Here is a 20,928-nt window from a genome sequence, read left to right as displayed (position 1 = left end):
TGAGTGTTTTCGCTAACCTAGATGATGCTGGATTGTGGTTCGTTGCAGGGGCGTTGTCATGAGTGAACAACTGTCGCTAACGACAGGCGTTTCCAAGTCACGAGCCTTGGCGCGCCTGCTGGGTTACAGCCTGATTGGGCTGTTGATCTTTTTTGTGCCGTTCAGCATCGGTGGGCGCTCAACCATTCTTCTTGATCATGCCGCCAGCGCCTTGCAAGCCCATGCGCGGCCGCTGGTCATCGGTATCGCGTTGTTGTTTATGCTCTACGGCGCGCTACAGCCCTGGCTCAGTGGTAGCTGGCGCAAAGACCTGACCACAACGGTGTTCAGTGTGCTCAAGGTGTTTGGTCTGCTGGTCGGTGTTGCCTATCTGCTGGAACTTGGCCCGCAAGCCTTGTATGCGCCGGGCATGCTGCCATTTCTGTTCGAAAAACTGGTGTTGAGCCTCGCCCTGATCGTGCCGCTGGGCGCGCTGGCGCTGGTATTTCTGATCGGTTTTGGCCTGCTCGAATTGATCGGTGTTTTGATGCAGCCGGTCATGCGTCCCATCTGGCGCACGCCGGGCAAATCGGCGATTGATGCGGTGGCCTCCTTTGTCGGCAGCTATTCGGTGGGGTTGCTGATTACTGATCGCATGTATCAACAGGGTCATTACAGCCTGCGCGAAGCGGCAATCATTGCTACGGGCTTCTCCACCGTGTCGGCGCCATTTATGGTCATCATCGCCAAGACGCTCGGCCTGATGGACAGCTGGAACCTGTATTTCTGGAGCGCAATGCTGGTCACCTTCAGCGTGACGGCGGTTAGCGCGCGCATCTATCCGCTGTCGAAGCTGCCGGACGAGAGTACGCCTGAGCCAGAACTCAAGGCGGGGGAAAGCCGTATTGCCAGTGCCTGGAACGCCGGCCTGACCCAAGCCAGCCAGGCACCGGCCTTGTGGCTGTCGCTGCGTGAAACCTTCGTTGATGGTCTGCGCATGACGGCAGCCATTTTGCCAAGCATTCTGGCAGTGGGCTTGCTGGGTTTGCTGGCCGCCAAATACACCCCCATTTTCGATGCCTTGGGCGTGCTGTTTTATCCGCTGACCTGGCTGCTTGGCGTGAGCGATCCAATGCAGGTTGCCGGTGCTATTGCCTCGGGTCTGGCCGAAATGTTTCTCCCCGCAATACTGCTTAAAGATGCCGAGGTGATGGTCAAGTTTGTCGTCGCTATCGTCTCGGTCAGCAGCGTGCTGTTTCTCTCTGCATCTATTCCCTGTGTGCTTGCCACGCGGATTCCCCTGCGCTTGCGCGACCTGTTGTTGGTCTGGCTGCAACGCACCGTTTTAAGCCTGGTATTCAGCATCGCGCTGGCCTACCTGGTGCACTCACTCAACCTTATTTAAGCCTTGACGCTACTTCAAAGGAGCCTGTTATGAGCCTCTTCCGTGACACTGAAATCCGCGCTGCACGTGGCAGCAAACTGACCGCCAAAAGCTGGCTGACCGAAGCGCCGCTGCGCATGTTGATGAACAACCTCGACCCGGAAGTGGCTGAGAACCCGAATGAGCTGGTGGTCTACGGCGGTATTGGTCGTGCGGCCCGCAACTGGGAATGCTACGACAAGATCGTCGAGGTGCTGACCCGTCTTGAAGACAACCAAACACTGCTGATCCAGTCGGGCAAGCCAGTGGGGGTATTTGAAACCCACGCCGACGCACCGCGTGTATTGCTCGCAAACTCCAACCTGGTGCCACATTGGGCGACCTGGAAGCATTTCAACGAGCTCGATGCCAAGGGCCTGGCCATGTATGGCCAGATGACCGCCGGTAGCTGGATCTACATTGGCTCGCAAGGCATCGTCCAGGGCACATACGAAACCTTCGTCGAGGCCGGTCGCCAGCACTACGATGGCAACCTCAGCGGGCGTTGGGTGCTCACTGCAGGTTTGGGCGGCATGGGCGGCGCTCAGCCATTGGCGGCAACGCTGGCGGGAGCCTGCTCGCTGAATATCGAATGTCAGCAGAGCCGTATCGATTTCCGTTTGAAAACCCGCTATGTCGACGAGCAGGCAACAGACCTGGATGACGCCTTGGCGCGCATCAGCAAATACACCGCTGAAGGCAAGGCCATTTCCATTGCGCTGTGTGGCAATGCGGCTGAAATTCTTCCGGAATTGGTGCGCCGTGGCGTGCGTCCGGACATGGTCACCGACCAGACCAGCGCCCATGATCCACTTAACGGTTACCTGCCAAAAGGCTGGACCTGGGAAGAGTATCGCGACCGTGCCCAGACCGATGCCGATGCGGTGGTCAAGGCCGCAAAGCAGTCGATGGCCGAGCATGTGAACGCAATGTTGGCCTTCCAGAAGATGGGCATTCCAACCTTCGACTATGGCAACAACATTCGCCAGATGGCGCTGGAAGAGGGCGTCGACAATGCGTTCGACTTCCCCGGTTTCGTACCCGCTTATATTCGTCCGCTGTTCTGTCAGGGCATTGGGCCGTTCCGCTGGGTTGCACTGTCCGGTGACCCGGAAGACATCTACAAGACCGATGCCAAGGTCAAGGAACTGATCCCGGACGACAAGCACCTGCATAACTGGTTGGACATGGCGCGTGAGCGCATCAGCTTCCAGGGTTTGCCTGCGCGTATTTGCTGGGTTGGTTTGAAGGATCGTGCCCGCCTGGCCCAAGCCTTTAATGACATGGTCGCCAGCGGCGAGTTGAAGGCGCCTGTAGTCATTGGCCGGGATCACCTCGATTCTGGTTCGGTCGCCAGCCCTAACCGCGAAACCGAAAGCATGCTCGACGGCTCCGATGCGGTGTCTGACTGGCCGTTGCTTAACGCCCTGTTGAATACTGCTGGCGGTGCGACCTGGGTGTCGTTGCACCACGGCGGCGGTGTCGGCATGGGTTATTCGCAGCACTCCGGTGTAGTGATCGTGGCGGATGGCACGCCAGAAGCGCGTGCGCGACTGGGCCGGGTTTTGCGTAACGATCCGGGCACAGGGGTCATGCGTCATGCCGATGCTGGTTATGATATTGCCGCTGATTGCGCGCGGGAGCAGGGGCTTGATTTACCTATGCTAGGCAACCGCTAAGTGTTAGGCCCCAGCCACTGGTGACAGTGGCTGGGTAATGGATGCAACACCCATAAGGCAGACAACAATGCACTCCAATAGTCAAAAAAGCCTGAATCGTAGTGTTTTTATCCCGACTTTCCTGGTCGTTGTCATCGCGGTAGCGGTCGGTTTGTTTAACAACGAGATGTTGGTCCGAGTGGCCAAGGACGTCTTCTATTTTTCGCTCTCGGATTTCGCTTGGCTGTACCAGTTGTTAGCGATTTCGGTGCTGGGCCTTGTGGCTTATATCTTCTTCTCCAAGGCTGGCGATATCCGTCTTGGTGGTGCCAATGCAAAACCGACATTCTCAATGGCCTCGAATTTTGCGATGGCCCTGACTGGCGGAATTGCGACTGGCGTGGTGACTTACTCCGTCAATGAACCCATCATTTATCTGGGCAACATCTATGGCGAAATTGCCAATCAGTCGTTTGCCCCAGGCAGCGCAGAAGCCGCGATTTTTGCCTTGGCGCGCTGTTTCCATAACTGGAGTTTCATTCCCTACGCGATGTACTCGATTGTCGGCTTGATGATCGCCTACATGCATTACAACCGGAAAAAAGACTTTTCCATTGCCTCAACCCTGTCGCCGGTAATAGGGGCGCATAATCAGCGGCCGCTGGTTAAATCGTTGATTGATATTGTTTCGGTGCTGGCGATCGCGCTGGGCCTGGCCTCGTCGCTGGGTGCGGGCCTGGCGTTGATCAGCTCGGGGATTGAATCGCAGTACGGTATTCAATCAAGCCCCATGACCTGGTTGCTGTTGTCGCTAGTGATTACGGCGGTGTTTGTCACTTCGGCGCTGTCCGGGCTCAAGCGTGGCATTCAGTTTTTGTCCTCGATCAACGCCTATATCTTCTACGCCTTCGTGGTGATTCTGCTGATCGTCGGGCCTTTGAGTTATATCTTCAATCTGTCGGTGACTTCGATCGGTTACTGGCTGGATAACTTTTTCCTCTGGTCGTTCGACACCAAGGAATCTGGCGGCGAGGCGCTGGTGACCTGGTGGACCATGTACGACTGGTCAATCTGGATTGCCTATGCGCCGCTGATGGGCTTGTTCCTGGCGCGTATTTCATACGGTCGCACGCTGCGCCAGTTCCTGATCATCAACTGGATCTTGCCTTCGGTGTTCGGCATGGTCTGGTTCGCAATCTGGGGTGCCTCTGCGATCAAGTGGCAGCTCGATGGCAGCCTCGACTTGATCAAGGTGATTACCGATCACGGCGCTGTAGCTGGCTTGTGGGGCTTCTTGCAGCACTTGCCGATGTCAGGTTTGCTGGTGCCTTTGGCGATCTTTACCTTGATTATTTCTTTCGCCACTGCAGCGGATTCCATGACCTCGACCATCGCCTCGATCTGCACCAAGAACATTCGTGCGGATGAAGAGTCGCCCAAGTCGCAGAAAATTATCTGGGGGCTTTCGATCAGTGCGATTGCTTTCATCATGGTTGCATTCGGTGGTGGCGCGCAGGGGGTCGATGGCATCAAGTACCTCGCCGCTGCGGGCGGTTTCACCGTATTGTTCCTGTTTATCCTTATCGCGGCTTCGGCAGCTCGGGTGTTCGTGTTCAAGAAAGAAACACTGGACAGCCAAGAGCCTGTCAGTCGCGAGCAGTTAGGGGTGGTAAATGAACAACCTATTGCCTGATGTATTGCTGAGCGAGGCGCCGGTCACTTGGTCTGATGTGGTCAACGTTGCGCGTCATGGTGCGCGCATGGAGTTGTCGGCCTATCGTTGGATGCGGGTTAATGAGGCCCGTGAAGCCGTGTTGGCAATTGCTAACTCAAGCAAACCACACTACGGCATCAACACCGGGCTTGGTGCTTTGTGTGACGTGGTATTTGCCCCGAGCGAGCTGAGCAAACTATCGCGGCATACGCTGATGAGCCACGCCTGCGGGGTGAGTTCACCGCTGCGCAGTGAGCAGGTGCGGGCCATTATGTGCTGCGCGGTGGTTAACTATAGCCACGGTTATTCCGGGGTGAGCGCCGATGTGGTCAAGGGCCTGCTGAATTTGCTCAACCAGGGCATCACGCCGGTGGTGCCGGGCCAAGGCTCGGTTGGCTACCTGTCGCACATGGCGCACATTGGCCTGGCGCTATTGGGCATTGGTGATGTGGAGTTTGCCGGGCAGATTGTCACGGCCAGCCAGGCATTGGCCAGTATCGACATGCAGCCCGTCGAGCTGGGTCCCAAGGACGGATTGTGCCTGGTCAACGGCACGCCAGCGATGACCGGCCTGGCCTGTTTGACCCTGGCCGACACTTATCACCTGGCGAGCTGCGCAGATGTGGTCGCGGCGATGAGTTTCGAAGCCTTGGGCTGCCAGTTCGATGCGATCAGCTTTGCTGCCATCCAGCGTAAAACCCATGCTGGCATGCAGCAGACCATGGCCAACCTGCACCAGTTGTTGGCAGGCAGCGAAGTGGTAGCCAAGAGCCAGGGCACACACCTGCAAGATGCCTTGAGCCTGCGCGCAATCCCGCAAGTACACGGCGCTTGCCGTGACCAGCTGGAGCATGCCGCACGCCAGGTCAGTGACGAGCTCAACTCGGCCACCGACAACCCCCTGGTGGTCAAGGAAGGCGCTGAATATCGGATTATTTCCCAGGCCAACCCCCACGGCGAATCGGTCGCGATGGCGTGCGATCTCTTGACCATTGCGGTGTGTGAGTGGAGCAGCATCTCTGAGCGCCGGGCTTACCGTTTGGTCACGCCGCAGGCCAACAAGCTACCGCCGTTTCTCACCAAGGGTGGCGGGGTGAAATCCGGGATGATGATCGCGCAATACAGCGCGGCTTCCCTGGTGGCGGATAACAAGCGCCTGGCATTGCCGGCCGTGACCGATAACTTCCTGACTTCCGGGCTGCAAGAAGACCACCTGAGCCTGGGTGAAAGTGCGGCGTTGAAGCTGGATAAAGCCATTGAAAATGCGTTTTACATACTGGCGATCGAGTATCTGCTGGCTGCCCAGGCGTTCGACTTTATTGAAGTCCGGCCATTCGGCCAAGGCACTGGTTGTGCCTGGGGCTTGCTGCGTGAGCTGGTGGCCAGCTATGAAGAAGAACATCCCTTGTATCAGGATATTCGTCATACCTATGAAGTGCTGCGCGACCTTAACACGCTGTTCGCCTTGCGTCAGGCGCTGCCGAATTTCGATCTTTGAGTGGATACCCTTATGTCTGTTTTAACCTTGGTACCGGGCCAGCTGAACCTCGCCCAATTGCGTCGATTTTGTCAGCAAGCACAACAGGTCGCGCTTGATAGCAGTGCAGATCAAGACATTGAAAACAGCGTGGCCTGCGTGCAGGGCATTCTCAATCAGGGCCGCACCGCCTACGGTATTAACACAGGTTTTGGCTTGTTGGCGCAGACCCGCATTGCCACTGAAGATTTGGAAAACCTGCAGCGCTCGCTAGTGCTTTCCCATGCCGCCGGTATTGGGGAGCCCCTGGATGACGCCATGGTGCGTTTGATCATGTTGCTCAAGGTCAACAGCCTGTCGCGTGGTTTCTCGGGTATCCGGCGCAAGGTCATTGATGCGTTGCTGGCGCTGATCAATGCCGAGGTTTATCCGCATATTCCGCTCAAGGGCTCGGTGGGCGCATCCGGTGACCTCGCGCCATTGGCGCATATGTCGCTGGTGCTGCTGGGCGAAAGCCAGGCTCGATATCGCGGCGAATGGCTGCCAGCCAAAGAGGCGCTGGCGGTTGCCGGATTGGAGCCACTGACGCTCGCGGCAAAAGAAGGGCTGGCGCTGCTCAATGGCACTCAGGTTTCCACCGCTTATGCGTTGCGCGGCCTGTTTGAGGCAGAGGATCTGTACGCAGCGGCTTCAGTGTGTGGCGCCTTGAGTGTTGAAGCGATGCTCGGTTCACGTGCGCCGTTTGATGCGCGAATCCACCAGGCGCGTGGCCAGCGTGGGCAGATTGATGCGGCGGCGGTTTATCGCTACCTGCTTGAGTCGAGCAGTGAAGTCGGGCGTTCGCATGAGGCCTGCGACAAAGTACAGGACCCATACTCGCTGCGTTGTCAGCCGCAGGTCATGGGCGCTTGCTTGACGCAGTTGCGCCAGGCCGCCGAGGTGCTGGCGGTTGAGGCCAATGCAGTGTCGGATAATCCGCTGGTGTTTGCCGCCGAAGGCGACGTGATTTCGGGTGGTAACTTCCACGCTGAACCGGTGGCCATGGCGGCGGATAACCTGGCGCTGGCCATTGCTGAAGTCGGTGCGTTGAGTGAACGGCGCATCTCGCTGATGATGGACAAGCATATGTCGCAGTTACCGCCGTTTTTGGTGGCCAATGGCGGCGTCAACTCAGGTTTTATGATCGCTCAGGTGACGGCTGCGGCACTCGCCAGCGAGAACAAGGCATTGGCCCATCCGCACAGTGTCGACAGCTTGCCAACATCGGCCAACCAGGAAGATCACGTGTCGATGGCGCCCGCCGCTGGCAAGCGCTTGTGGGAAATGGCCGCCAATACCCGTGGCGTATTGGCGGTTGAGTGGCTGGGTGCGTGTCAGGGCCTGGATTTCCGCGCAGGAATGAAAAGCTCCGAGGTGTTGGAGCAAGCGCGTAAGCTGTTGCGCGATGCAGTGCCTTATTATGTCGAGGATCGCTTTTTCGCACCCGATATCGCCGCCGCTGACGAACTGCTCAAGCAGCGCGTGCTGTCTGGCCTGATGCCCGCTAACCTATTGCCATCGCAAGGCTAGAGAGGAAAAGTTGCTCCAGATTGGACGGGCCGGTGCAGGTGGCTCGTCCTAATCTGTAGCGACCTGTATTATTAGGACGACGCCCCCACACAAAGGAATCTACGTGGCCAGCAAGACCCCACGTTATCGTGTCATTGAGGAGCACCTGCTGGAGCGCATCAGCAGCGGGGCATACCCGGTTCATCATCAAATTCCCCCCGAGGAGCAATTAGCCCGCGACTTTGGCGTAAGCCGAATGACGGCGAACAAGGCTATTCGTGATCTGGTGCAAAAGGGTTATCTGATCCGCCAAGCCGGGCTGGGCACCTTTGTTACCGACCGCAAGGCTGAGTCGTCCCTGCATGAGGTGCTCAATATCGCCACCGAAGTCATCAGTCGCGGCCATGCTTACAGCAATGATGTGATCCGCTGTGAAGCCATTGAGGCGGATGATGAAGTGGCGCTGCGTCTGGGTGTGCGTCTTGGCACCGAGGTGTTCCACACGATTCTGGTCCACCGTGAAAGTGGCGTGCCGATTCAGCTCGAAGACCGTTTTGTTAACCCACGTTGGGTGCCTGATTACCTGCAAACCGACTTTTCGCAAAAAACGCCCAATGAGGTGTTGGTCGCTAACTGCCCGATTTCAGATGTTGAGCATGTTGTCGAAGCCTTGTTGGTCGACAATCAAACTGCCCAGTGGCTGGATATCGACACCGCTGCGCCGTGCCTGAGCATGGTTCGTCGCACCTGGTCGGATGAGCATTTGGTCAGCTACGCGCGGTTGATACATCCCGGTGATCGCTACAAGCTGCGTTCACGCTCCAGCCGGCGTAGTTAAGCCAGGTTCAGTGCAACACAATAAAATGCCGGCGCTGTAAGTGGCGCCGGCATTTTTGCATCTGTCACAAAGGCTTATTCAACTGTAGTTGCCGGGAAGGCTTGGCTGCCCAGGACGCTGCCATCAAGTTCTTTGCCGTAATAGCCGTCATCATCAGCGTGGAACTGTTTGGCAGTTGTCGCTACATCATCGATCAAGCGCGGGTCTTGCGGGCGCTCACGGCTGTTCATATAGGCCGCTACGTCCCAGGCTTGCTGAGGGGTGAGCTGTACGGCCTTGCCCAGCGGCATGTTCTCGAAGATAAAGGTCGCCGCGGTATTAACCCGGTGCATGCCCGCGCCCCAGTTATAGGACTGTGCCCCCCATAATGCTGGAATAACTGGTACATCTGCCATCACCGTGCCTTGGCCTTCAGCGCCGTGACACAAGGCACAGTGTTGGCTGTAGACCTTGGCGCCTCGTTCAGGTGACGGTGTGTGTGCAGGTTTTTCGAGCGCTGCAAAAGCGCGCCCTGGCATATGCCCGCGTCCATCGAGCTTGACCTTGTCGGTCAAGGGCCCAGGCAATTTGAATGTGTCCACATTACCGCCTTGCTGCACGGCGGCGTCACTCATCTCGGGCACGGGCTTGTCTTGCATGCCGAACATGTCGAGCAATCCGCCCATCAGCAGCCAGTAAGAGTAGGCCGAGAGCGCGACCAGTTCAGGTGAGTCGGCTGCAGGGGCTTTACCGTTCATTGAGAAGTTGAAGCAACCTTGGATGCGTTCCGCAAAATTGCTGACCTTGTTATTTTTCTTACGAAATGCCGGGTATGCCAAGTACGCCGCCCACATTGGCGCTGCATAGGCTTTGCTGCCCGCATCCAGGTGACAATTGGTGCAGTTGAGCTGGTTGCCTACGTATTTGCCTTTGAGTTGCTGGGTGTTAACGAACAGTTCGTAGCCTTTGCGGATTTTATCGCCGAACTCACCTTCAGGGATTTTGCTCAGGTCGCGTGTTTGGAAATAACTCAGGTTTGCGGCTTTTGGCTGTGCCGGGATTTCGTCCTGCATGTCGGCCATTTGACTTTCGGCGTTGGCAAGGCCGCTGCCAGCCAGTAACAAGAACAGCCACGCTTTTTGGATAGGCATTGGTTGCTCCTCTACTTGATGGCTGACAGATAGTCGGCCAAGGCCTGAATTTCGCTGTCTTTTAGCTTGCTGGCGATGTGGCCCATGGTGTTGTCCGGGTCACCGCTACGTTCATTTTTTTTCCAAGCGATCAACTGCTCTTTCAGGTAGCTGCTTTGTTGCCCTGCTAAACGTGGAAACAGACCGCCGCCAACCGCTGATGGGCCGTGGCAGCTGTAACAGGCGGGCAGCAAACGATGCAGGTCGCCTTGGTAATAGAGCTTTTCCGCCCCCGACTGATTGAGCACATCACCGCGCTTTTGCAGCTTCGGCGCTGTGCCCTGTTTGGCGTATTAGTCCAACGCTTGTTGGCGGACATTGAGGTCGACCAAACTCTGCGCCATTAATGTCATGACCACGTTGTTCCTATCACCAGAAATGAAATGTTCTATTTGTGCGTTCATGTAATTACTGGAGAGTCCGGCAAGTCTAGGGCCTTGTGATGTGCCTTCCCCTTGCGCGCCATGGCAGACAACACAGCTTTGTGCGGCCTCGGGTACTTCAGCTGCACTGCTGTAATTCACCAGAAACAGCGTCAGCAGCGAGCTGAGAGCTAAGAGTTTGTGCATAGGGTCCTTCTAGCGGGTATGGATATGCCTTAATCATAGGCGCCTTCGTCAGCCTCGCCACCTGTCTTGGGTGAGTGTTCGCAGGAAAGGCTTGATCTGTATGCACTTGACCTGGAGCACTAAGGCGATCAGTCAACACTCCGATAATGCTTTGCAACCCTCTGCAACAGCAGCTTTGTCGCACGCAGTCCCTGAGCAGCTATATTTTCAAGCGCGCCACAGGTTCAGCTCGATCCGCTAAGGAGCAACCATGAAACCCATACCGGCGTTAATCGCCTTAACCATTGCCCTGTTGATTTGGTTTGTTATTCCTGTCCCTCAAGGGGTAACGCCCGAGGCTTGGCATTTGTTGGCGATCTTTATCGGCACTATTGCCGGTATTATCGGCAAGGCAATGCCGATAGGCGCGCTTGCGATGATTGGCATCATGCTGGTGGCGATCACCGGGGTGACCAGTGATAAGCCAAGTGTTGCGATCAAAGATGCCTTGAGCGGGTTTTCCAATTCGCTGATCTGGCTGATTGGTATTGCCATCATGATCTCGCGGGGGCTGATCAAGACTGGCCTGGGCAACCGTATCGCCTATTACTTCATTTCGATATTTGGCAAGCGCACTCTAGGCATCGGCTACGCGCTGGCGCTTTCAGAGTTGACCCTGGCGCCAATCACGCCAAGCAATACGGCCAGGGGCGGGGCCATTATGCACCCCATCATGCGCGCCATCGCCAGCAGCTTTGGTTCCTCGGCGGAGCAGGGCACTGAAAGGAAAGTCGGCGAGTATCTGGCCCTGGTTAACTACAACGCCAATCCTATTACCTCGGCGATGTTTATTACCGCCACGGCACCCAACCCCCTGATTGTCAGCTTGATTGCCAAGGGCACCGGCAGCCATATCGAGATTTCCTGGGCCATGTGGGCATTGGCGGCCTTGCTGCCGGGGCTGGTGGCGATTCTACTGATGCCGCTGATTCTCTATGTCTGTTTCCCGCCAGAGCTAAAGCAAACGCCGAATGCCACGCTGTTTGCCAAGCAAAAGCTGGAGGAGCTGGGTGGTTTTAAAGGCCCGGAGAAGATCATGCTGGCTGTGTTTGCCTTGCTGTTGTTGCTCTGGGCAGGCGTGCCCGCAATGGTATTTGGTGATGCCTGGAAGTTCGATGCCACCACAGTTGCGCTTTTGGGGCTTTCGATATTGTTGGTGACGGGCGTCCTGACCTGGGAAGACATCCTTAAAGAAAAGACCGCCTGGGACACCATTACCTGGTTTGCTGCCTTGGTCATGATGGCCAGCTTTCTTGGCAAGTTAGGCTTGATCGGCTGGTTTTCTGGGGTGATCCAGCAAGAAATTGGGTCATTCGGGCTAGGCTGGGTTGGAGTCATCGCCTTGCTGGTGCTGGTGTACTTCTACTCGCATTATTTCTTTGCCAGCACCACAGCGCATATCACTGCAATGTACGCAGCTTTTCTGGCTGCAGGGATTGCCTTGGGCGCGCCGCCATTACTCTTGGCCTTGATCTTGGCGTTCTCGTCATCCCTGATGATGTCGTTGACCCACTATGCGACCGGGACTGCGCCAATTGTCTTTGGCTCAGGCTATGTGAGTCTTGGGCGCTGGTGGATCGCTGGGCTGATCATGAGCATCGCCAACCTGGTTGTCTGGGGGGGAGTCGGTGCCTTTTGGTGGAAAATCCTGGGCTATTGGTAAGCGACAGGATGGACTGCTGGTTTCACCCACCAGTTGCATGGGCAAATGTGATTGTGTGCTTAGCGATGGTGGTCAAGCTTCGCGTTGCGGCCCCTAAGGATGGACACAACCTCGCGGGGGGATGAGGTGCCTCATCTCCCCGCTAGTGGCTCTCAATAGTTGTACCACTTGAGTTCCAGCATCAGGGTGTTTTGCGGTGTGCTCAGGTGGCTGAAATCACGTGCTGCGCTGAAGCGCAGGCCAAGGTCGCGTGATATCTCCCACTGTTGGGTCAGGTTGATGCTGCGACGAATTTCACCGTTATAGAAATAGTCAGCCTTGCCCTCCAGGAGCAGGTTGCCCAGTGGGTTGCGCCACAACAGCCCGGTATTAAATCCGGCGGCAGGGGCGACAAAGGCGGCAAAGTCGCGATTGTTTTCAACACGTGCAGTGGCCAATGCAAAGCCGATGGCATTGTCGGTCAGTTGCCAGGTACCGCCACCGCCGCCAGTCAAATAGGTTGCCAGGGATTCGTCGTCATCCTTGCCTGAGACGCGTTCCGCGCCGCCTGAAACCTGCCATGACCAAGGTTGCAGCAGTTCATTGCGCGGCGTTAGCGAGCGAATTTTGGCCAGGTCGAGTTGCTGTAACTGCCAGTGGTTATTCTCATACTGGCGCAGCTTCAGCTGGGCGATCTCAATCTGTGCGCCTATGGGAAAACCATAGAGGTTATCGTTAAGGTCGTGATACGCCATGCGCAAGCCATATTCGGCAAAGGCTTTATCGTCGCGGCTACCGGCACCCAACTGCCAGGTACGCGACTCGTGTCCGTCTTCTGGCAAGTCGGGACGCGCAAGGTCGAGCAGCGGCGGCGGGTTCTGATTAATTGCCTTGAGTAGATTAAAGCTGCGTGCAGCAGTTGTTTTGTCACGTTCACCGCTGGTGGACTGGTAGCGCAGCAAGCGGAATGCGCCATCCTGAATCAATGCCCGGCGCTTTTCGGGGAGTTGCGCAAATGCAGGATCATCCAGTGCGGATTGATCGGCTGCCAGGCGCAGCACCCACTGTTGTTCGTCATCAGTGAGCTGTACGGCGCGGCCAAGCAACTCGCGCTCACGGGATGGGCGGTAGTCAATGCGTTCAATCAGCCCTGCATCTTCGACTGCCCGCACTGTGTCGGTTGGAATGGCTGTAATTGGGAAATCATCCGTCAACTCGATACCGGGCCGCGCAACTTCAAGTAATTCAAGCAAGCGGTATGAGCAGTTTTCATCGAAAAAGAAATAGTCGAACTCGATATCCTTGAGCTCCCAGACATGCTCCATCATGCGCCGGGTTTCTTCCGGGGTCAGGTTGAGCCGGTACTCCCACAGGTCGCGGTTCTCCAGGCTGCGGTATTCCGCCAGTTTTTCCCGGTAAGGCACGACTGCGAAAAAGCCAGGGTAGCCGCCCATCAGACCTTTCCAGGCGTAGAGCATGCTGTTGTCCATGCCCTCGATAAAGGCTCCGAAGTTGAGCGCGTAGCTGAGCAGGGCGGTGTTGTTGCTGTCGACGTCGGCCTGGTCGATGCGCAGCAATGTGTGGCCAAACATTGAGGATGGGCTGTTCAGATAGGCAGCTGGGAACACCAGTACGGTGCTGTTGGGCGAGACTTCCTTCATCCACTCGCTGTATTTCTGGCACTGCGGTTTTGGCAGGTCAGTGAGGGCAAGCTGTTCGCCCAGCCAGCGAGTACGCGCAGGGTACTTGCACTGGGCATGCTGGTCGGCCAGGGAAGCCGGTGCGTACAGCGCTTTGACGGTGGCACTGAGCTCAGCCGCAGGATCGCTATCGCCATTGCTGGCGATGAAGAAGTCCTTATCATCGATATAGCTGCGCCAGCCACCGAGCTTGCCGGTTTCATAGTGACCCAGGGATATCCAGAAGGGTTGCGTGGCTAATGCTTGCAACTGCGCTTCAGGAATATTCGGGGCGGCGTGTAGCGCTGCGCAGCAAGACACCGCCAAGACTGCCAAAATCCGTTTCAATGTTTAGATTCTTATACGAAAAGTCAGACAGGAGCTTTGGCGATGCTGGTCGCTGGTGTCAAGGTTCTGGATCCAGATCGCAACGATCTATTTAAATTAGGGCATTGCAAGGTGCAGGTTTCCCAATAAAGACACACACTGTATGTAGGTGATCTGCGAGGAATCTGCCATGACCGACTTCGATCCATCTGCGTTGCTCGATGCATTACTCAACGAGTACAACGCGCGGGCGGCAGCTATTCGGGCAACTTTATCCGGCAGTCACTCGCCGGATTTTACCGAGCAGGCTGCCCAGCGCCAGAACGATGAGGTGCTTGAGGCCTTGCTGGCAGAGGCGGAAGAGGGTCGGCATGCGGTCGGTCTGGCCAAACTTCGCCTGGCTGAAGGCACCTATGGCCAGTGCCTGAAGTGCGCCGCGCCCATTGAGCCGGCTCGACTGCAAGTGTTGCCGACTGCTGTTTATTGCCTGGCGTGCGCTGAGTAAAGCGCAATCGGTGATTGAGCCTGGCAAATAAGCCCAGATCAAAATTAGTCGGCGCCGATCCGCTGCTTTAGCTTGTGATCAGCGTCCGAAGCGGCGATTATTTCCATCGTATGTGCCCTCCGTACAAGGATCTCCAATGCCTGATTCTGTTGCTACCCAATTGCGGCTAGCGCCTGATGCTCTAACCCGTCCTTTTGCTCCTGAGCAGTTTAACTTTACGACCACAGATGACTTGGAGCCATTTCGCGGTATTTTGGGCCAGGAACGTGCAGTAGAAGCTCTGCAGTTTGGCGTGGCGATGCCGCGTCCCGGTTATAACGTGTTTGTCATGGGCGAACCCGGTACCGGCCGCTTCTCCTTTGTGCAGCGTTACCTCAAGGCTGAAGGCAAGCGCATGGATACGCCTGCCGACCATGTGTATGTCAATCATTTTGACGAGCCGCGTGAGCCTCGCGTGCTTGAGTTAAGCGCCGGTTCTGCTGGCGAGTTTATTGCCGATATCAACCTGCTGATCGACAACCTGCTGGCGACATTCCCGGCAGTGTTCGAACACCCTTCGTATCAGCAGAAGAAGAGCGCCATCGATCGCGCCTTCAACAAGCGTTACGACCAGGCGCTGGATGTAATCGAACGCCTGTCACTGGAAAAAGGCATCGCGCTTTATCGCGACAGTAGCAACATTGCCTTCACCCCCATGCTTGAAGGTAAGGCATTGGATGAAGCCGAATTTGCGCAACTGCCAGAAGCCGATCGCGAGCGCTTTCACCTCGATATCGCAATGCTTGAGGAGCGCTTGAACGAAGAACTGGCCAGTTTGCCGCAGTGGAAGCGCGAGTCGAGCAATCAACTGCGTCAGTTGAACGAAGAAACCATCACTGTTGCCCTGCAGCCGCTGTTATCGCCCCTTTCAGAGAAATATGCCGAAAACGCCGAGATTTGCGCTTATCTCCAGGCAGTGCAGGTCAATTTGCTGAAAACCGTCGTTGAGCAGCTGGTTGATGTTGAGAAGGTTGACGCGCAAACCCGCAAATTGCTTGAGGAGCAATACTGCCCAAGTTTGGTGGTTGGTCATCACGTCGACGGCGGTGCTCCGGTTGTTTTCGAGCCACATCCGACTTACGACAACCTGTTCGGCCGCATTGAATACAACAATGACCAAGGCGCGCTGTACACTAGTTATCGTCAGCTGCGTCCGGGGGCGTTGCACCGCGCCAACGGTGGATTCCTGATTCTTGAAGCCGAGAAAATGCTCAGCGAGCCCTTTGTCTGGGACGCGCTGAAGCGGGCCCTGCATTCGCGGCAACTGAAGATGGAGTCGCCGCTGGGCGATCTTGGCCGGATTGCCACCGTCAGCCTTAACCCGCAGGTTATTCCGCTACAGATCAAAGTCATCATCATTGGTGCGCGCCAGTTGTATTACGCGTTGCAGGACCATGATCCAGACTTCCAGGAAATGTTCCGCGTGCTGGTCGATTTCGACGAGGACATTCCCTTGGCCGATGAGAGCCTGGAGCAGTTCGCCCAGTTGATGAAAACCCGCACCTCAGAAGAGGGCATGGCGCCCTTGACTGCGGCAGCGGTGGCTCGCCTGGCGACCTTCAGTGCCCGGCTGGCAGAACATCAAGGCCGCTTGTCGGCACGCATTGGTGATTTGTTCCAGTTGGTCAGCGAGGCTGATTTTATCCGTCAGCTTGCCAGTGAAACCGTGACCGATGTCGGCCACATCGAGCGCGCGCTCAAAGCCAAGGCTACCCGCACGGGACGCGTCTCTGCGCGGATTATCGATGACATGCTGGCTGGGATTATCCTGATCGACACCAGCGGTGCGGCAGTGGGTAAGTGCAATGGCCTGACTGTTTTGCAGGTCGGTGATTCTGCATTCGGCGTGCCTGCACGGATCTCGGCAACCGTGTATCCGGGCGGCTCCGGTATTGTCGACATTGAGCGTGAAGTTAACCTGGGCCAGCCGATTCACTCCAAGGGCGTGATGATTCTGACGGGTTATCTCGGCAGTCGTTATGCGCAGGAGTTTCCGCTGGAAATCTCTGCGAGCATCGCGCTTGAGCAGTCCTACGGTTATGTCGATGGCGACAGCGCCTCGCTTGGCGAGGTCTGCACGCTGATTTCAGCCTTGTCGCGCACGCCACTAAAACAGTGCTTTGCGATTACCGGTTCGATCAACCAGTTTGGTGAAGTGCAGGCCGTTGGCGGTGTAAACGAGAAGATCGAAGGCTTCTTCCGCCTTTGTGAGGCGCGTGGGCTGACAGGCGAGCAGGGCGCGATTATTCCGCAGTCCAACGTCACCACCTTGATGCTCGATGATCGTGTGCTGCAAGCGGTTCGTGACGGGCAGTTCCACATTTATGCGGTGCGCCAGGTCGATGAAGCGCTAAGCCTGTTGGTCGGCGAAGATGTAGGCTCGCCCAACGACAAGGGCCAGTTTCCGACTGGCAGTGTCAACGCACGGGTGGTTGAACGTCTGCGCGAGATCGCCGAAATCGATCTGGGCGAAGAAGAGAAAGAGCCTGAGGCTCTTGCCGAAAAGGTCGCCAAGGCGGTGCCAGCGCCGTCGGCCAAAAAGCCGCCTGCGAAAAAGCCTGTGCCAGCCAAACCTGTTGCACCTAAGACAGAAAATCCTGAGTAATTCCTCGTCGTTATAGCGTTCGGTACTGAGCAAACAGCCCGGTATTCGAACGCTGGCCGGCAAGCGCCTGGCGCGGGTTCATCCACACACTTACCCACAGGCAGCCTAGCGAAGCCTGTGACTTCCCTATGAGTGCTTTTCGGGTGTAGGCTGTAAGCCTGATCATGAGAGGGTCGCCGCGATGTCGCGTAGTCTCTGCCTCACACGTCAATGCTTGGGTCTGGTCACGCGTATCGAATGCGTGGTGTTGCCACTGGCCGGCGAAAATGGACTTTGGACGCTGATCTGCGCCGCCGGTATTTCCGGGTCTCAACCTTCTGTAATCAAGGCGCAAGGGCCATTCTACGGGCCTTCTGTGGCAGAAGGGGTATTGGCCGGAATCGCCGAAAGCCTGGCTGATCAAGGTTATGGCTGCTGTCCTGAACTGCTCATCTGGCGCTTGCACATACAGTCTGAGTTGCGTCAGTTGAATGGCCATCGTTGCCGTAATCTGGGCGACTATCAGTTCCATCCCGAAAGTTGATCAAACGGCTGCCTAGGTCTTTTCGGCAAGGCTTGTATCTCCTGCGTTTGCGCGGTTAATCCCGAGCCTCTCCACAGAGTTATCCACAGTTGGCTGAATAAGTCTTCAAGGTGTTTCAGGGGGCTTTTACGGCGCTGGCGCGCAGGTATAATCGCGAACCAATTTATCCCTCGTGAGGCTTCATGGAACGCTTTATTGAAAATGCGATGTATAGCTCGCGCTGGTTACTTGCACCTATCTATTTTGGCTTGTCATTGGGGCTACTGGCCCTGGCGCTCAAGTTCTTCCAGGAAGTCTTGCATATCCTGCCCAACGTGTTTTCGATGGCTGAGGCCGACCTGGTATTGGTCATTCTTTCGCTGATCGACATGGCGCTGGTTGGCGGGCTTTTGGTCATGGTGATGCTTTCGGGCTACGAGAACTTTGTCTCCCAACTGGACATCGACGCCGGCAAAGAAAAGCTCAGCTGGTTGGGCAAGATGGACTCCGGCTCATTGAAAATGAAAGTCGCGGCGTCGATCGTGGCCATTTCTTCCATCCATTTGCTTAAAGTGTTTATGGACGCGAAGAACATTCCGGACAACAAATTGATGTGGTACGTGATTATCCACATGACTTTTGTGCTCTCGGCATTTGCCATGGGTTACCTGGATAAGCTGACCAAGCACGAGAACTGATTCAGCGCCATGCAGCGCTCTGCCCGCCTGGCTTTAAGCTTGGCGGGCGGTTTTCGTTGCGCGGGCTGATAACGCGCATTGGCCTGAGTGTTCAACACAGTTATACGCGGTGGTTAAGCCAGAGATTGCTTTGTGCTAGGCTTGCCGGCCTTTTAAACCCGCAGCGGAGCAGTTCATGTCCGAACTTAATCTTACTACTGACGAAACACGCGTCAGCTACGGCATTGGTCGTCAACTTGGCGGTCAACTGCGTGATAATCCGCCACCGGGCGTGAGCCTGGATGCGATCCTCGCTGGCTTGACTGACGCTTTCGCAGGCAAAGACAGCCGCGTTAGCGAAGCTGATATGAATGCAAGCTTCAAGGTGATCCGTGAAGTCATGCAGGCAGAGGCGCAAGCCAAAGCCGAAGCGGCAGCGGGCGCTGGTATCGCGTTCCTGGCTGAAAATGCTGGCCGGGAAGGTGTTAACACCTTGGCTTCTGGCCTGCAGTACGAAGTGTTGGCCACAGGTGACGGCGCAACCCCGACCCGCGAAGACACCATTCGTGCTCACTATCACGGTACCCTGATCGACGGCACTGTTTTCGACAGCTCCTACGATCGCGGCCAGCCTGCTGAATTCCCAGTCGGCGGCGTGATTGCTGGTTGGACAGAAGCACTGCAATTGATGACTGCTGGCAGCAAATGGCGCCTGTATGTGCCGAGCGAACTGGCTTACGGCGCTCAAGGCGTTGGCAGCATCCCGCCGCACAGCGTGCTGGTATTTGACGTCGAGCTGCTCGAAGTCCTGTAATTCCAGTCTGTACTGAGTCCGGCAGCGGTTATGCCGGACTCAGAAACGCTGAGTGCCGTGATTGCTGTGTTCTGGCATAGCGTTCACGCAGCGTGATTGCGCGCTTTTTGCGCAGGGCAAGGGTTTGATCATCCAGGCGCAATGCCCGGGCGTAGCAGAACAGGAACAGGTTACGCACCAGTTCTTTGAGTACCAAGGGTTCGCTCGAACTCAGCTCGTGTAGATCCAAATCCCCCATGTCCCGCAGCTCATCCAATGCTTCTTCCTCAAGCATTACGCAGACTTCACCCGTGTCACGATTGAGGATGCGCAGATAAGGTTGTGGTCGATCTAGCCAGGCGTCGATTAAATAGGTCATGTTTCATCTCCCTGATGTGTTAGATGATAATAATTCCTATTCGCACAATAGCAAGGATCAATTAGTGCTATTCGTCGGGCACTAAAAAGCCCGTCACATGGACGGGCTTTTTGGGTGTTGCCAGTCTGTTAGTGCGTACGGGCGACAGCGAAGCGGCTCAGCTCAACCAGTGCATCGCGGTATTCGCTGGCGGGCAGCACATCCAGGCAGGCAATTGCGCGTTCAGCGAAGTCGCGAGCCTGTTTGGCGGTGTAGTCCAATGCGCCTGCGGCCTCGACTGCGTTGCGAATGCTTTCGAGGTTCTCGATACCGCCTTTCTGGATCGCCTGGCGCACCAGTGCGGCTTGTTCGGCTGTGCCTTCGCGCATGGTGTAGATCAGCGGCAGGGTCGGCTTGCCTTCCGCCAGGTCGTCACCTACGTTTTTGCCCAAGGTGGCTGCGTCGCCGCGATAGTCGAGCAGGTCGTCAACCAGCTGGAAGGCAACGCCAAGGTGGTCGCCAAAGGTGCGCAGCGCTTCGGTCTGTTCTGCCGTGGCGCCGGCCAATGCGGCTGCACTGTGAGTTGAGGCCTCGAAAAGCATTGCGGTTTTGCCGCGAATGACTTCCATGTAGGTCTCTTCAGTGGTGCTGGCGTCACGGATCTTCGACAGTTGAAGAACTTCACCCTCTGCAATCACGCGAGTGGCTTTGGAGAGGATTTTCATAACCGGCATCGAGCCCAGTTCGACCATCATCTCGAAAGAGCGCGAATAGAGGAAGTCGCCGACCAACACGCTGGGGGCGTTACCCCATTGGGCATTGGCGGTGCTGCGGCCACGGCGCATGTCGGACATGTCAACCACGTCGTCATGCAGCAGGGTGGCGGTGTGCAGGAACTCAATGGTCGCAGCCAGCAGGCGCAGGTTATTGTCCTGCAGTCCAAGGGCCTTGCCGCTAAGCAGGACCAAGAGTGGACGCAGGCGCTTGCCGCCAGCTGAAATGATGTAGTCGCCGATTTTCTCTACCAGCGGTACACGCGAGACAAGTTGTTGACGGATAATGCCGTCAACGGCGGTAAAGTCGTCCGCCACCACGCGGTAGAAAGCCTGGGGTTGCATCAGTTGCAGGTGCTCCTCGAAGGTTGCGCGGCATGCTAGGCGGCGGGCTCTGGGCTGTCAAGGTAATGGCATGAGCCGCTTGAGCCGTTAAAGGTGTTTGGATGACAGCTTAACAAAGGCTGAGCGCAGCTATATTACTGTTATAAAATGCAGTGTCGCATCAATATACTGCGCAACTGCTTATGAGCCTCCTGCGCCTCGATGGTTGCGGGGGCTTGCGCGGCGTTACCAGCTTGCGTACAATCGCGCACCCTGAACTTCCCCCTGGG

General features: G+C 56.4%; 17 protein-coding genes and 1 pseudogene. 12 read left to right on the top strand and 6 right to left on the bottom strand.

Annotated features, from left to right (window positions below):
• Positions 1–58 precede the first annotated feature (58 nt).
• The 6 genes from AACY26_RS05165 to hutC all read left to right on the top strand — a co-directional run bounded on the left by AACY26_RS05165 (position 59) and on the right by hutC (position 8,637).
• Positions 59–1,384 (top strand): YjiH family protein, encoded by a 1,326-nt coding sequence (locus tag AACY26_RS05165; protein WP_339511602.1) that lies wholly within the window; start codon positions 59–61, stop codon positions 1,382–1,384.
• Between the two features lie 29 nt (positions 1,385–1,413).
• Positions 1,414–3,081: a urocanate hydratase gene (gene hutU / locus AACY26_RS05160; RefSeq protein ID WP_339511600.1), complete on the top strand. Its 1,668-nt coding sequence runs from the start codon at positions 1,414–1,416 to the stop codon at positions 3,079–3,081.
• A 67-nt stretch (positions 3,082–3,148) separates the two neighbouring features.
• Entirely contained in the window at positions 3,149–4,753 is a 1,605-nt protein-coding gene (locus AACY26_RS05155; protein WP_339511598.1) for a BCCT family transporter, read from the top strand.
• Positions 4,734–6,272 carry an HAL/PAL/TAL family ammonia-lyase gene (locus AACY26_RS05150; protein ID WP_339511596.1) on the top strand — a complete coding sequence of 513 codons (1,539 nt, stop codon included), beginning with the start codon at positions 4,734–4,736 and terminating at the stop codon, positions 6,270–6,272. The genes AACY26_RS05155 and AACY26_RS05150 overlap by 20 nt, the downstream gene beginning before the upstream one ends.
• A 12-nt stretch (positions 6,273–6,284) precedes the next feature.
• The gene (gene hutH / locus AACY26_RS05145; protein WP_339511594.1) at positions 6,285–7,820 is read left to right on the top strand and encodes a histidine ammonia-lyase; all 1,536 of its coding nucleotides are present in this window, start codon (positions 6,285–6,287) and stop codon (positions 7,818–7,820) included.
• 103 nt (positions 7,821–7,923) lie between these two features.
• Positions 7,924–8,637: a histidine utilization repressor gene (gene hutC / locus AACY26_RS05140; RefSeq protein WP_339511592.1), complete on the top strand. Its 714-nt coding sequence runs from the start codon at positions 7,924–7,926 to the stop codon at positions 8,635–8,637.
• Between the two features lie 74 nt (positions 8,638–8,711).
• Here the strand turns inward: hutC and AACY26_RS05135 are convergent, their stop codons facing one another.
• Genes AACY26_RS05135 through AACY26_RS05125 form a run of 3 tightly spaced genes read right to left on the bottom strand, consistent with a single transcriptional unit; the run spans position 8,712 to position 10,375 of the window.
• Positions 8,712–9,767 (bottom strand): c-type cytochrome, encoded by a 1,056-nt coding sequence (locus AACY26_RS05135; protein WP_339511590.1) that lies wholly within the window; start codon positions 9,765–9,767, stop codon positions 8,712–8,714.
• A gap of 11 nt (positions 9,768–9,778) precedes the next feature.
• Entirely contained in the window at positions 9,779–10,054 is a 276-nt protein-coding gene (locus AACY26_RS05130; RefSeq protein ID WP_339511588.1) for a c-type cytochrome, read from the bottom strand.
• Positions 10,055–10,099: 45 nt separating this feature from the next.
• Complete coding sequence (locus tag AACY26_RS05125; RefSeq protein ID WP_339511586.1) at positions 10,100–10,375, bottom strand: c-type cytochrome; 276 nt, start codon at positions 10,373–10,375, stop codon at positions 10,100–10,102.
• Between the two features lie 250 nt (positions 10,376–10,625).
• On the opposite strand from AACY26_RS05125, the gene AACY26_RS05120 reads away from it, so the two are divergent.
• Complete coding sequence (locus tag AACY26_RS05120) at positions 10,626–12,077, top strand: DASS family sodium-coupled anion symporter (protein ID WP_339511584.1); 1,452 nt, start codon at positions 10,626–10,628, stop codon at positions 12,075–12,077.
• A gap of 152 nt (positions 12,078–12,229) precedes the next feature.
• Here AACY26_RS05120 and AACY26_RS05115 read toward each other — a convergent pair whose 3' ends face one another.
• Entirely contained in the window at positions 12,230–14,083 is a 1,854-nt protein-coding gene (locus AACY26_RS05115; RefSeq protein WP_339511582.1) for an Lnb N-terminal periplasmic domain-containing protein, read from the bottom strand.
• 169 nt (positions 14,084–14,252) lie between these two features.
• On the opposite strand from AACY26_RS05115, the gene AACY26_RS05110 reads away from it, so the two are divergent.
• The 5 genes from AACY26_RS05110 to AACY26_RS05090 all read left to right on the top strand — a co-directional run bounded on the left by AACY26_RS05110 (position 14,253) and on the right by AACY26_RS05090 (position 19,204).
• A complete protein-coding gene (locus tag AACY26_RS05110; protein WP_339511580.1) occupies positions 14,253–14,567 on the top strand; it encodes a TraR/DksA family transcriptional regulator in 315 nt (104 codons plus the stop codon).
• 136 nt (positions 14,568–14,703) lie between these two features.
• Positions 14,704–17,211: a Lon protease family protein gene (locus AACY26_RS05105; RefSeq protein WP_339511578.1), complete on the top strand. Its 2,508-nt coding sequence runs from the start codon at positions 14,704–14,706 to the stop codon at positions 17,209–17,211.
• Between the two features lie 181 nt (positions 17,212–17,392).
• Positions 17,393–17,734 carry a PA4575 family protein gene (locus tag AACY26_RS05100; RefSeq protein WP_339511576.1) on the top strand — a complete coding sequence of 114 codons (342 nt, stop codon included), beginning with the start codon at positions 17,393–17,395 and terminating at the stop codon, positions 17,732–17,734.
• 182 nt (positions 17,735–17,916) lie between these two features.
• Entirely contained in the window at positions 17,917–18,411 is a 495-nt protein-coding gene (locus AACY26_RS05095) for a TIGR00645 family protein (RefSeq protein ID WP_339511574.1), read from the top strand.
• 175 nt (positions 18,412–18,586) lie between these two features.
• Positions 18,587–19,204, top strand: coding sequence for an FKBP-type peptidyl-prolyl cis-trans isomerase (locus AACY26_RS05090; RefSeq protein ID WP_339511572.1), 618 nt, complete (start codon positions 18,587–18,589; stop codon positions 19,202–19,204).
• A gap of 136 nt (positions 19,205–19,340) precedes the next feature.
• Here AACY26_RS05090 and AACY26_RS05085 read toward each other — a convergent pair.
• Positions 19,341–19,562: pseudogene (locus tag AACY26_RS05085) on the bottom strand (PA4570 family protein); the annotation flags it as partial.
• 128 nt (positions 19,563–19,690) lie between these two features.
• Positions 19,691–20,659 carry a polyprenyl synthetase family protein gene (locus AACY26_RS05080; protein ID WP_339511570.1) on the bottom strand — a complete coding sequence of 323 codons (969 nt, stop codon included), beginning with the start codon at positions 20,657–20,659 and terminating at the stop codon, positions 19,691–19,693.
• Positions 20,660–20,928: the final 269 nt, after the last annotated feature.

Origin of the sequence: Pseudomonas sp. RL_15y_Pfl2_60 (assembly GCF_963970595.1) — a bacterium.
GTDB lineage: Bacteria > Pseudomonadota > Gammaproteobacteria > Pseudomonadales > Pseudomonadaceae > Aquipseudomonas.
The sequence above is the reverse complement of the archived record's forward strand: the minus strand, read 5'-3'. Positions and strand labels throughout refer to the sequence as shown.